Genomic DNA, 12,915 nt, shown 5'->3' on the forward strand with positions numbered 1-12,915 from the left:
ATTCTTAAGAACACCTAGCAGAGGTATGGGCGATGGGCTCTAATTTATATTCAATTGGTTTGTCTGGGCTACAGTCCAGTAATGCTCGTATTAATACAACGGGGCAAAACACGGCCAATGTGAATACTGAGGGCTACAGCCGTCAAAGAACCGATACCGTAAGTTCGCCCGGAGCTTCCGGTGTGTTGGTTCGAGATACTGCGCGTCTTGTTGATAATTTTGTTAGTGCTCAGGTGCGATCTGATGCCTCTGAGTTTTCTTATTACGATACGTTTCGCTCCTTAATGACCGCTTCAGATAGCCTATTATCGGAAGACAGTGTGGCGCTAACGGGCTACCTCGACAAGGCGTTCAGTGCCTTACAGGCTGCTAATGATGATCCAACGTCCTCTTCTTTACGCCAGCTGGCTCATTCAAGTTTAGGAAGTGTGGTTAACCAGTACAAAACGCTGTCCACGGTCGTGACTCGCCAGCAAGACTTGGTCGACGATCAATTATCTTCTTCTTTGACGGAAGTGAATGCCATTACCAGCAAAATTTCAGACTTAAACAAAAAGATTCTTCGTGAAGAAGGTTTGTCTACTTCTCCCGCGAATGAGTTAAGGGATCAGCAAGAGTTGCTGGCAAAAGAGTTGTCTGAGTTCGTGACGGCAAAAACACAGTTTGATGATCGAGGACTGATGACCGTCTCTTTTGCAAATGGACAGCCTTTGGTTATGAGTGAGCGCGCACCGGAGTTAAAGGTCGTTGCAAACTCAATGGACCCTAAAAACATTCAGTTGGCGGTGAATTTTGGCGACCATGATGTGATGCTAAAAACAGAAGGGATAGGGGGCAGTGTTGGCGGTTTGCTTGATTACCATGCTGAATTTGGTGTGTACGCTGATCGTACATTGGGTCAGCATGCTATTGCCTTGTCTGATGCCATGAATGTGCAAAATGCAAAAGGCTTAGATGCAAACGGCCAATTTGGTAAGGATTTGTTGTCATTTGGAGAGATCAAAATCCATACGAAAGCAGACAGCCAAGATAAGTTGTCGGATATTTCAGTAAGAGTGTCAGCAGGCGAAGGGGCTAAAATTACAAAAGACACCTATGAACTCTCTAAAACGGACGATAATCGCTTTACAATAAAGCGTTATGATTTGAATGGTGTTTCTACGGGTCCCGAAGTGCTCTATGACCCCAGTAATATGACCCCTAACCGTGACGGTTATGTGAAGATCGATGAACTTGGGTTAGAGATACGAGTTACTGAGTCAAACACTATTAATGCAGACGATGTTTTTAGTTTTACGCCAACAGAAGACGCCGCTGTTAATTTACAACTTGAAGCGAAAAATGGTGATGATTTTGCATTAAGTGCGCCTGTCGGAGTATCAACGCATTCTGATAATTTATCAGAAGCTAAAATGACCTTATCATCGGTCACAAATACGCAGCCAGACTCTTCTGCCTTTGCTGCAAATGGTACGCTATACCCAAATGCGCCACACAGTGTGTATTTTACGTCGCCGGATTCGTTTGTTGTGCGTGATGCGTCTGGCGCAGATTTAGCGAGCGTAAACAACGTGTTTGAGTACAGTGACCTGCTTGAGCAAGCAGGGTTGGCAGAGAAGGCAGGATTTGATGTGTCTTTATCATCGTCTCCTAAAATAGGGGATGAGTTCTCAATCAGCACCGAGGAAGTCGGGCCTTCGGACAACTTTAATGGTCTGGCGCTATTGGGACTACAAAGTGCTTCTCTAGTAGAAGGCGAGGCCAGCTTAACCAAATCCTTTGCCAGCTTTATTTCGAATGTTGGAACAAAAACCGCTGAAATTGCGGGTCACGCAGCCTCAAGTGAGGTGATCATGAACGACAGCGCTAATCGACGTGACCGGTTATCCGCCGTCAGTTTGGATGAGGAAGCCGTGAATTTGCTAAAGTACCAGCAATCTTATTCAGCATCCGCTCAAGTGGTAACGGCTGCCCGTACTACGTTTGAGACACTGCTTGGAATTATGAGGTAGATTTATGCGAGTCACCAACAATCTAATTTACGGACAGTCTAGTCGTGCTATTACTCAAGCCAATGAGAAAATGCTGACAGTCCAAGATAAAATTACGGCGCAGACTGAGATTGTGAAACCCAGCGACAACCCAGTGGGTGCAAGTCAGTTAATGATGTATGAAGGCAGTAATCGTCAGTTGAAGCGTTTCGATGAAGCGATCGACATGGCAACCAGTAACCTAGAATACCAAGAAGTCGCTTTAGACAGCCTTAACGACTCTCTCGATGAAGTGCGCACTTTGTTTGTTCAAGCGCAAAATAATATTAACTCCCAAGAAGACCTCAATGCCATTGCGCAAGAAGTGTCGTTGATCACCGAGTCCATGGCCGAGCTCATGAACTCCCGTAGCGCAGATGGCAGTTATATTTTTGCCGGAACAGACACAAAAAGCCCACCATTTACTTTGGACACAGAAGGACGCTATCAGTGGTCAGGCAATGAGGGCATAAAATATGCTCAGATCTCCGAAGACATGAAAGTGCCTGTTACCGATTCTGGCAAAAAGCTATTTCAAGATATTTGGACGAATCGAACGTTTTCCTCTCAGCGTTTGGCCGGGGACATATCTTTGTCCACAGAAGTGAAAAATCAAGGGGATTTTAATGAGTTCATGGAGACTTATTATGACCCAACAAACCTTGCAGCGAACACCTTCTTGGTCACAACCTTACCCATCAATGCAGAAGAAGGGACGTTACCAGACATTGATCTTAGCGTGTTGCAAGCTGATTCAACGGAAGATAACCTAAGACGTATGCAGTTTGATGGTGATCCTGGTAAATACGCCATTATGAATAGCTTGGGTGAAGTCGTTTCTTCAGGCAATTACACGGCAGGTGAACCGATCAATTTTTCTGGCATGTCATTGACGTTGCGTGGCCAGCCAGGGGCAAGCGTGGGTATTTCTCTTGATAAGCCACGACGTGACAATGTATTAAACGAAATCAACGATGCTTTAGTGGTGTTAAAAGATCGTAATGCTTCTCCTGAAGCACGTTCTGAAGCCTTTCAAAATGCGACAGTGAGTATCCAAAACACACAGCGTTCGGTGAGTGAAGGGCGTTCGGCTGTGGGTGGTCGTCTAAATACTTTGCAGGATAGGGGCGATTTCAGTGCGGCCAATCAGCTTTCAAATGTTATTGCTCAGGATAGAATTGGTGGGTTAGATCTTGCTGCTGCGGCAACGGAGTTGTCGATGAATGAGTCGGCTTTAAACGCTTCTCAGCAAGTGTTTACGCGCATCAGCAACATGTCATTGTTTAATAAAATATAAGGTTGAGGTAATAGAGTCGCGATGTCAGCATTTAAGATTGAGTCCTGTTTTGGCGCTGACATTAATGTAGGGTATTTTAATATTTATGAAATATTAGATATCTTAGACATTCAAAAAGAAGTAACTTCTCATAAGCGCGTACAAAATTTAGTAAAAAAGCATGGCCATGATGAGCGTATCGTCGCCGTTGCTATGCGTCAGGTCATTTTTGATATTGTTGGCCCCACGTTAGACGAACCTTTTCTTCCCTTCGATCCTTATTTTTCAGATGAAAAGCTTTTAACCAGTAAGAAAGAGCGTTTGTATGATGCTCAAGAACGATTTCTGATGTTGTGCCTTTCTGTCGCAACAGGGCGTTCCGTGCGAAGCCTTAGAAAATTAACACCTGATCTAAGCACAAAAGAATTTAGAGAGAAGCGTAAGCATGGCTTGAGCTTGTTTCGCTATTTTCGTCAGGAGCTCAACGACCATACCCGTGAATACATCCTCAGTTACAAGGCAAGGATGGAAGCGTCGGGTGTGGGGGAAAATAAGCTTTCAAACAGCACGTCCAATGAGGTAAAAGACAAAAATTCTGACGTTGCTGATAGGGATATTAAGTCAAAAGTGGCTAAGAAGAAGGCCGCTTCCGCTGTTAAATTAGCCCCTACTTCGTTCAATGATGAGACGGTAACGGCCCTAAAACTGTTTGCTGAGGGTCATAAGTTAATATCCAATCAAGTTGAACGCTACAAGCGTGGGGAATTATTAGAATTGCCTTCCTTAATGATGTTTTGTCGGCGTCTCATTGATTCTCATACCCGCAATAATGCTTCAATTATGGCCATTCGTCATATTAAAGATGCGTCTATTTACCTAGAGCAGCATGCAATTGGTATGGCAGTCCTAGCCATTCACTTCACTAAGGCAATGAAGCTTTCTCAGGTGTACATAGAGGTGGTGTGTTTAGGGGCTTTGTTGCTTGACCTTGGACGATTTCGTTTGCCTCCAGCAATGATTACTAAGACAACAAAGATGACAGAGGCTGAGTTTGACCTATTTCGCAAACATATTTACTTTGGTGAGCAGATACTGAATAAGTGTGAGGGAGTACCAAAAGCGGTTTATCAGATGCTGATAGATCATCATGAAAAAATCGATGGGTCAGGCTATCCCGCAGGGAAGCAAGATCAAGAGATTTCGACATACGGTAAGGTTGCGGCGATTATAGACGCTTACGATGCCATGACGTCAGCGCAAGCGCATAAAGAATCGATGACACCGATTAGCGCAATGCAAAAGATGCGCAAAGAATCAGGGTTGGCGTTTGATAAGCGTCTCTTGTCTGTTTTTCTAAGCAGTATTGGTAAAATCCCTGTTGGATCTTGTGTTCTGTTATCAAATGGTCGTGTTGGCTTTGTATTAACCTTAAACAAAGAGGCCCAGCCCTCTCTCATACGACAAGTGTATAGCATGACCAATAAAGCCTTTATTGAGTCTACGGATATTGAGATCAACAAGGTCTCCCAACTGGATACCGACGTAAAAATTGAAAAAGAAGTGAATCCGCAGCAATTTAATTTGAAATTTATCAACCATCTCTCCTAACCTTCTTTCTTTTTTCCCCTCCCTTCCCTTTTTTTTTCTTTCCAGAAACAGACAAAATCGTGCACCTCTTCATTTTTTTTCTATTTAATTTCAATAATTTTTAAAGTTATTAGAGTAAGGATCGATAAGAGTCAGTAACGTTTTTTTGAGGTCTGTGCTGTTGCAAATACAGATCAAATAAACGAAAAAAATATTAAAGCTTATGGCTTCCTTGTCGATAACTTTAATAAGAGACAAAAAACCAAATAATTAATTAAATCAAAAGGTTGTCTCATTAAATTTTGTTTTTAGGAGAGAAAAATGTCTTTATTTGTTAACACTAATATTTCTTCGCTGAGTGCTCAGCGTTCACTAGCGGGTTCATCTCGTGACCTAGATACGTCCTTTCAACGTTTGTCTTCTGGACAGCGTATTAATAGCGCTGCAGACGATGCCGCAGGGTTACAAATATCAGATCGATTAACCTCGCAAATTAATGGTTTAAATCAATCAGTACGAAATGCAAACGATGGTATTTCATTGGCACAAACAGCGGAAGGTGCGTTGGATGAAACAACCAACATGCTTCAACGTATGCGTACTTTATCTATTCAGTCTGCCAACGGTTCTAACTCTGAGAAAGATCGTATTGCCCTTCAAGAAGAGATGGCACAGCTGTCTACTGAGATTAACCGAATTGCTGACACCACAACATTTGGTGGTTCTAATTTGCTAGATGGTACTTTTAACGGTGTCTTTCAGGTGGGTGCGGATTCCAATCAGACAATCAGTTTTACTTTGGAGTCTGGTGGTTCAAATAACTCCATTGATTACACTGGCAACGGCGGCTTCACTATGTCCGGTTTGTCTGCGAACTCTGCAACCACGGTTCAGGTCAGTGTATCGACTGCTTCTATCTCTACTGTTGCGAATGCACAGAGCATGATCGATGTGTTGGACACCATGATTGCAGCCGTTGACTCCAAGCGTTCGGAGTTGGGTGCAATACAAAACCGCTTTGGCTCAACGATTAACAACTTAACAAATATTTCTGAAAACGTGTCTGCTGCCCGAGCTCGTGTGCGTGATGCTGATTTTGCTTTAGAAACGGCAAATTTGACCAGTGCTCAGATCCTGCAACAAGCCAGCAGTACTATTCTTGCTCAAGCGAACCAACGTCCACAAACCGCTTTGTCCTTGTTAGGAGGCTAATAGGGACAGAAGAGTGGATGTCTTGGTAATGCAAAAAGATATTCGAGACTTTCTCGGAATATAGGCTACTTCTCTCTCCTAGAGGTGCCTTTTCAGCCGAGTGATGGTTATCACTCGGCTTTTTTTTGCCTAAATTTTGTATTGTTGAGCGTTGAATCGGCCACGCTTTTCTATGTTTAAAAGAAACGATAGGAGTATGTCAAAGACGGTGATTTTCAACGGTGTTGAGATCGGCTTTGAGATGCGCTTTTTAACGATTTGATCATGGTTTTTAGCCGTGTCGATGAGTGGTGAGTGTTGCGGGATAGTCATAATGAGGTTCTATTGAAATGTATTGAGTTTAGTCAGTAATAACAAATTTGCCGGTTGATCTGATGTGATCACTTATTGCTGAAAAGTGATTAGCTTTCTCTGTTTTGGTTGTTTTTGCTGCCTTAAGCAGTGATCAGTCTCTGCACTTATTCGTTTTTTATGTCCGTTGTAAGCGAGGCATTGTTACGCCTATTTTGCGGCAATTTTTTGCTTGCCTGGTTGCCGGTATTTGCCTTTTTTAAGGCGTTTTTGCCGTAGCAAAGCCGTAGCAAAGTGGCTGGTTAAGGGAGAGCACCTTAGTACGGCCAATTAAACTCATTTAGTGCTGACTTTAGGGGAAAATGACGTGGCAAGCACCGATAAAGTAACTTTTTGAAAATAATTCACGTTTTTTTATTCTGTTTAATATCTTTTAAAACAATGTGTTAGGAATTTTTTTGCCGTTTTTTGGGTATTTTTTTCCTCTTTAAGGAATAAAAGTGCCATAGCAAGCTAAAGGTTTTTATTTCTGTGCCGAAAACCTTGTACGATCTGCTTTTTGCAGGGTTCAATAAAATTAGGAGGCTATTATGGCTCTTTACGTAAATACAAATACTTCATCATTAAGTGCTCAGCGCCAATTGATGGGTTCAGCCAATTCTTTGGATACTTCTTTTGAACGTTTGTCTTCTGGTCAACGTATCAACAGTGCGTCTGATGACTCAGCAGGTCTGCTTATTTCTAACCGTTTAACTTCTCAGGTGAATGGTTTAAATCAATCTGTACGTAATGCCAACGACGGTATTTCTTTGGCGCAAACGGCAGAAGGCGCGTTAGACGAAACAACTAACATGTTGCAACGTATGCGTACCTTGTCTATTCAGTCTGCCAACGGTTCGAACTCTGATAAAGACCGTGTTGCGATTCAACAAGAAGTTGAGCAGTTGTCTACTGAGATCAACCGTATTGCCTCTGATACCACTTTCGGTGGCGAAAACTTGTTGGACGGCACATACAATGGTGTTTACCAAGTCGGTGCTGACTCTAACCAAACTATTAGTTTTACGTTGGCGTCTGGTGGTACTGCAAACTCAATAGATTATGCTGCAAACGGTGGCTTTACTATGTCCGGTTTGTCTGCAAACTCTGCGACAACACCACAGGTTAGTCAGTCAACGGCTTCTGTATCAACCGTGGCTAACGCACAAAGTATGATCGATGTGTTGGATACCATGATTGCAGCAGTAGACTCTAAGCGTTCTGAGTTGGGTGCGGTACAAAACCGTTTTGGTTCCACTATTACGAACCTAAGCAACATCACTGAAAACGTATCGGCTGCCCGTTCTCGTATTCGTGATACTGACTTTGCTGAGGAAACTGCTAAGCTAACCAGCTCTCAGATTCTTCAACAGGCAAGTTCATCTATCTTGGCGCAAGCCAATCAGCGTCCACAAACTGCTTTGTCTTTGTTAGGCTAATCCAGTAAGTGGTAGCGAAAAGCTGGGGTTTTGCCCTGGCTTTTGTCTACTTGGAGGAACTCTGTTATGACCATCAATGCCAGTGATTTTTCTAAGCAAGGCGTCAGTTATTCTTTGGTGAGACCCGAGCAACGTGTATCCGATGATTTTATTGCTCAGCGTCAGGAGAATGCTAAAGTAGTGCAAGATACAGAGGGTGCCAGTAAAACTGACAAAGACGATAAAAGTCAAAGCGATTCAAAAGTGATCGTAGAGGCAAGCGACATCGAAACGGCCAATCAGAAAATGGCTCAATTAAATGTGCGTTTAACCTTTGAAATGAGTGAAGATCAAAAGCAAAATATTGTTAAAGTATTAGATCAATCGACTGGGGATGTGGTGAGACAAATTCCAACAGAAGAATTCCTTAAAATGTCTGATAGAATCGATGCTATTATGAGTCAACTCAGTGATATCAAGGGCACCTTGGTAAACAGTGAGGTGTGATTCACCCTAAAAGATAATGCACAGTGTTAGGAGATAAGGTATGTCGGTAGGCTCATTAGGCGCAGGGTCGGGTATGGATCTCGAATCCCTTGTTAAAGAAATGGTGAGCGCTCAACGAGACACCAAGGTCAAACTTTATCAGAACAAAATTCAAGGCTATGAAGCCGAGCTCTCTGCAGTGGGTCGGGTCGGTTCCGCTATCGATGGCTTCAAATCGTCCGTCAATGCACTGAATGATGATGAGCTTTTTACCGGTCGGAACGCAAACATTGCGCAAGATGAAGGTAAAGAAGCCATCGCCATCACCACAGACAAAACAGCATCAAACGGTTCTTACTCGATTGATGTTAACCAGCTAGCGAAAGGTAGCCGGGTGATGTCTGCCCAAGGTTTGTTTTCTTCTACTGATGATGTTGTTTCTAAAACGAACTCTGAATTGACGTTTCAAGCCGGCGATAAAGCGTTTTCTATTGATGTTAAAGCAGGCACCACATTATCTGAGCTACGCAACCAAATTAACACAGCAGAAGACAACTTTGGTGTTTCTGCCAATTTAGTTGACGATGGTAACGGCAATCTCTTTTTCACAGCAACTTCCTCTATTGAAGGTGCTGGTAATTCCCTTCGAATGATTAACAGCGCCCCAACACTTGACGAAAGCGGCCAAGCTATAGAACAAGACAATACGCCAGCTGACGACATCAATGACCCTGCCAGTGATATTATTGAAGACGAGCCAGAAATCAAAGACGATACGGACCCGCTTGATATTCGAGGGGACGATGTTGATTTTGCAAACGACGGCCCCATCCCTGCGGATGTCGAAAACGATGCGAATGTCACGGAAGATGACACAACAGAAACAGTGCTTAACTCCGCACAAGCGGCGTCACCATCAATACAGGCTAACGAGCAAGGTCAGGCTTCTTCCGTCATACCGACGTCTATGTTGGACAGTTTGACAACCGAAGGGGCATTTGCCGGTATGTATACGCCGATCGGCGATGAAGCCCAAGATGCTGTTATTACGGTGGATGGCATACAAATCCGTAACGACACCAATACCTTTGATGAAGCGGTCGCAGGCTTGTCGATAGAGGCTCTGGCACCGACAGAGAAAGCGACCAAGGTAGACATCAGCTTTGATAAAGAGACTGTTCAAGAGACAGTACAAGGCTTTATTGCTTCTTACAACGACCTTGTCGGCCTGCTAAAACAAAGCTCTGATAAAGGCGCTGTATTAAATGGTAATAGTATGGTTCGTAATCTGCAGTCTTCCCTATCGACAGAGCTGATGACGAGCCGAGGTGATACCAGCACCTTTACCTCTATTTTTGACCTCGGTGTCAAAATGGACAATCAAGGTATGCTGGAGTTTAACCGTGTTAAATTCGATGATGCGATAAAAAATGGCTACAGCGACATTGCGCCACTGATTGCCGGTGAAAAAGGTTTAGCCAAATCATTAGAAAGCCTTTTATCTAACTACACTGGCTCAAATGGCATGACAAATACATTAAAGGATTCGCTCCAGCGGTCGATAGATAGTACAGAAGGAACGTTGGAAGCGTACGAAGACCGAATGGTCAAATATGAAGACTCCCTCCGTTCTAAGTTTGCAAGTTTGGATTCTCGTCTCGCCAATATGAATGCACAGGGCGGTTACTTGAACTCCGTGTTAGCTAACTTGTAAACCCGTTTATTGATGACTGACTAATGGGGTTGTTTATGTACAAAAGTAAAGGAATCCAAGCTTACAGAAAGGACTCACTAAAGTCTGATTTGGCATCGGCTGATCCTCACCGAGTGATTCAGTTACTGATGCAAGGAGCACTAGAGAAGCTGGCATTAGGCAAAGGTTGCATCGAACGATCTGACCTTCCTGGTAAAGCAACGGCCTTGACTCATGCTGTTGAAATTATCAACGGTTTGCGTGACGCTTTAGATCGCGACGCTAACCCTGAATTGGTTGATAATCTTGAGTCCTTGTATGAGTACATGGTGGTCCGTATCACAGAAGCCAGCGTCACCAAAGACACTCAAATTATTGATCAAGTAATGGCGTTGTTGTTGCAGATAAAAGGTGCTTGGGATCAGATCACACCGTCGCGTAATCAGGCGGGCTATACCGATCAGGTTGAAGCGCGTGTAGGGGCAGTATAATGCTCGATATGTCACGCTTAATGACGTTAAGTGTGGCATTAGAGGAGGGGGTTAAAAGCCAAGATTTAGAGGCAATTCAAGCGCTTTGTGACGCGAATAGTGCCTTTATCCTTTCCATTGTGCCGCAATCTAATTCTGCAGATAACGATGTTATCCGCCATTTTATTGCGCTGCATAGAGCGGCCACCCTCCTCGTCCGTGATGCTCACTCCGAGTTGCAGCAACAGCTGCATCAGACCCATAAAACCCGTAAGGGTGTCAGTAAGTACAAAGGCGTAAAAAATGCAAAATGAAGACTTTTCTCCTTCTCTTGAGCAGGCAGAAGCGTTTTTTTCTGTGTTTGAGCGTGGCACAGAGCGCCTAAGAGAGCACGACGAGGAATTGACAGAACGTTATCTTCGCAATATGTCCGTGTTTGCTCAGATCATGCCGCATATTTTTGAATCTTTCCAAGACTATCAACCACAGAAGCGCCATATTTATATGGAAGAAAGCGGTGAGCTTAATCTTTATCGAGAAGACATCGGCGCGCCCCTTTTTTCCCATCAACCTAGAGCGCAGGCCGCTAAAAAGGTGGCAGAAGCGTTAAAAACGCCTAATAGAACGCTGCTAAACCTTGATCGAACAGATGATCACCCAAGTCGTCATGTTTATTACAGTAATAAAATGTTGGATCAAATCGCACTGCAAGCAGACGGCTTGACACCTCAGGAAGGGTGGCCGGACTTTGTGGGGTCAACGATTTTATTTGGCATTGAATTCGGCTATCAGTTAGAAATGATTCTGGCTCAGCGCGACATCAAACACCTGTATTTGTATGAGCGTGATTTAGACTTTTTTTACTATTCTTTATTCGCTATTGAGTGGGAAAGCATTCTAGAAACCTTCAACCGCGATGGCCGCACCATCCATTTTTTCTTGGGTGTGGGGGCAGAAGAGTTTACCGAAACCTACCTACGTCAATTAGAAGAAAACGGCTACTTCATGGCACCCGAAACCATGTTGCATGTGTGCTATGGCAGTCCAGAAAACAACCTGGCCATTGAGTATTTTAAAAAACACTATGCCCGCCAAGTCATGGGGTGGGGCTTTTTTGATGATGCTTTAATCGGGATTGCTCAAGGGCTTAAATCACTGACCAACACTAAGGTTGCCCACCTTCCTACGGACCATGCCTTGCCTAAATGGGTGACAAACACACCGGTCTTTATTTTGGGCAATGGCCCTTCGTTGGATCAGGGTATCGAGTTGGTAAAAGCCGTCCGTGATCAAATATTGGTGATTTCGTGTGGTTCCACGATTAACACTTTAAGAAAACTCGGCGTGACGCCAGACATTCATGTAGACATTGAACGTTTAAAGCTGACAGTGGATAAGTTTAAATTCATTGATCAAGATTACCTCGATAAGATCTGGGGGTTATCGGTGAATGTTATGCACCCGGGTTTCTTTGATTGCTTTAAACGTTCTGGTATGGCGATGAAACCTGGGGAAGCCATCACTTCCTTGATGTTGAATCAAGCGCGTGCCCACGGCGACGATAAGGAATACATTCAGCTTAATTATTGCAACCCCATTGTGGCGAATTTGGCGTTATCGTATGTGCATTTATTTGGCTTTAACAATCTGTATTACTTAGGGGTTGATAACGGCTTTAAAGACACCGGCAGTCATCACTCGGTTCACAGTGGTTATTACAAAGACGGCAAAGAATCCGGCTTTCAAACCTTTCACGATGCGAAATTGGTTGAGCGCGAGGGCAATTTTGGCGGTACGGTATTCGCCACCGGCATTATGGATGCGTCCCGTGTACAACTCGAAGCCATGACACGACAACTGAATAAGCGTCGTCACTTTGCCAGCTTTAACTTGTCTGATGGTGCAAAGATAGAAGGCGTAACGCCTTTGCCGCTGGATGATCTGCTCATCATGGACCCGAAAGTTGACCATAAAGCGTTGATCGATGCCTTAGAACGTCATTTCTTTACCGATGCGCCGGCGTCTGTTTTAGGGCAAGGTGCCGATACTTTGATTTCGATCGATGACTTTTGTAAGGTCAGCCGCTCATTACAGCAAGGTTGGGACGACAATATCACCACCCGCCAACAGGTATGTGATTTGTTGTGGTCGCACCATCGCCAAATCTACTTTCTTAAAGGCAGCATTCATCGCCATATTTATGACTTATTAATAGGCTCTTTTACCTATTCGGCCTTCTTAATTGTTCAGTTTATTTTTAAGTATCAAGATGAATCGGAAGTGGTCGCTCGTGCGCGGCATGTTTTTGCCCCTTGGCGTGAGTTTCTTGACGAAATGCCGAGCATGTTGCAACAAGCATCGGAATACGTGGACCAAGGCAACAATCATCTTATTAATTTTTACAACGGCTAAT

10 protein-coding genes are annotated in these 12,915 nt (G+C 43.8%); all 10 read left to right on the top strand.

The window, feature by feature from the left end; genetic code table 11:
• Window positions 1-32: 32 nt before the first annotated feature.
• The 10 genes from flgK (at window position 33) to LG368_RS13275 (ending at window position 12,914) form a co-directional block, all read left to right on the top strand.
• The gene (flgK, locus tag LG368_RS13230; RefSeq protein ID WP_226755203.1) at window positions 33-2,012 is read left to right on the top strand and encodes a flagellar hook-associated protein FlgK; all 1,980 of its coding nucleotides are present in this window, start codon (window positions 33-35) and stop codon (window positions 2,010-2,012) included.
• 4 nt (window positions 2,013-2,016) lie between these two features.
• A complete protein-coding gene (flgL, locus tag LG368_RS13235; protein WP_226755204.1) occupies window positions 2,017-3,327 on the top strand; it encodes a flagellar hook-associated protein FlgL in 1,311 nt (436 codons plus the stop codon).
• Window positions 3,328-3,348: 21 nt separating this feature from the next.
• A complete protein-coding gene (locus tag LG368_RS13240) occupies window positions 3,349-4,914 on the top strand; it encodes an HD-GYP domain-containing protein (RefSeq protein ID WP_226755205.1) in 1,566 nt (521 codons plus the stop codon).
• Between the two features lie 300 nt (window positions 4,915-5,214).
• A complete protein-coding gene (locus LG368_RS13245) occupies window positions 5,215-6,105 on the top strand; it encodes a flagellin N-terminal helical domain-containing protein (protein WP_226755206.1) in 891 nt (296 codons plus the stop codon).
• Window positions 6,106-6,986: 881 nt separating this feature from the next.
• Window positions 6,987-7,874 carry a flagellin N-terminal helical domain-containing protein gene (locus LG368_RS13250; protein WP_226755207.1) on the top strand — a complete coding sequence of 296 codons (888 nt, stop codon included), beginning with the start codon at window positions 6,987-6,989 and terminating at the stop codon, window positions 7,872-7,874.
• Window positions 7,875-7,940: 66 nt separating this feature from the next.
• Entirely contained in the window at window positions 7,941-8,360 is a 420-nt protein-coding gene (locus LG368_RS13255; protein ID WP_226755208.1) for a flagellar protein FlaG, read from the top strand.
• A 40-nt stretch (window positions 8,361-8,400) separates the two neighbouring features.
• Window positions 8,401-10,053 carry a flagellar filament capping protein FliD gene (gene fliD, locus LG368_RS13260; protein ID WP_226755209.1) on the top strand — a complete coding sequence of 551 codons (1,653 nt, stop codon included), beginning with the start codon at window positions 8,401-8,403 and terminating at the stop codon, window positions 10,051-10,053.
• Window positions 10,054-10,088: 35 nt separating this feature from the next.
• The gene (gene fliS / locus LG368_RS13265) at window positions 10,089-10,523 is read left to right on the top strand and encodes a flagellar export chaperone FliS (RefSeq protein ID WP_226755210.1); all 435 of its coding nucleotides are present in this window, start codon (window positions 10,089-10,091) and stop codon (window positions 10,521-10,523) included.
• Window positions 10,523-10,816: a hypothetical protein gene (locus LG368_RS13270; protein ID WP_226755211.1), complete on the top strand. Its 294-nt coding sequence runs from the start codon at window positions 10,523-10,525 to the stop codon at window positions 10,814-10,816. The genes fliS and LG368_RS13270 overlap by 1 nt, the downstream gene beginning before the upstream one ends.
• A complete protein-coding gene (locus tag LG368_RS13275; RefSeq protein ID WP_226755212.1) occupies window positions 10,806-12,914 on the top strand; it encodes a motility associated factor glycosyltransferase family protein in 2,109 nt (702 codons plus the stop codon). Before LG368_RS13270 ends, LG368_RS13275 begins: the two co-directional genes overlap by 11 nt.
• The last annotated feature ends 1 nt before the right edge of the window (window position 12,915 follow it).

It is taken from the genome of Marinomonas algarum (assembly GCF_020532605.1).
GTDB classification, from domain to species: Bacteria; Pseudomonadota; Gammaproteobacteria; order Pseudomonadales; family Marinomonadaceae; genus Marinomonas; species Marinomonas algarum.

Excerpts from the sequence above, each read along its gene's own strand:
- flgK (WP_226755203.1), top strand. The coding sequence starts at position 33 with ATGGGCTCTAATTTATATTCAATTGGTTTGTCTGGGCTACAGTCCAGT.
- flgL (WP_226755204.1), top strand. The coding sequence starts at position 2,017 with ATGCGAGTCACCAACAATCTAATTTACGGACAGTCTAGTCGTGCTATT.
- LG368_RS13240 (WP_226755205.1), top strand. The coding sequence starts at position 3,349 with ATGTCAGCATTTAAGATTGAGTCCTGTTTTGGCGCTGACATTAATGTA.
- LG368_RS13245 (WP_226755206.1), top strand. The coding sequence starts at position 5,215 with ATGTCTTTATTTGTTAACACTAATATTTCTTCGCTGAGTGCTCAGCGT.
- LG368_RS13250 (WP_226755207.1), top strand. The coding sequence starts at position 6,987 with ATGGCTCTTTACGTAAATACAAATACTTCATCATTAAGTGCTCAGCGC.
- LG368_RS13255 (WP_226755208.1), top strand. The coding sequence starts at position 7,941 with ATGACCATCAATGCCAGTGATTTTTCTAAGCAAGGCGTCAGTTATTCT.
- fliD (WP_226755209.1), top strand. The coding sequence starts at position 8,401 with ATGTCGGTAGGCTCATTAGGCGCAGGGTCGGGTATGGATCTCGAATCC.
- fliS (WP_226755210.1), top strand. The coding sequence starts at position 10,089 with ATGTACAAAAGTAAAGGAATCCAAGCTTACAGAAAGGACTCACTAAAG.
- LG368_RS13270 (WP_226755211.1), top strand. The coding sequence starts at position 10,523 with ATGCTCGATATGTCACGCTTAATGACGTTAAGTGTGGCATTAGAGGAG.
- LG368_RS13275 (WP_226755212.1), top strand. The coding sequence starts at position 10,806 with ATGCAAAATGAAGACTTTTCTCCTTCTCTTGAGCAGGCAGAAGCGTTT.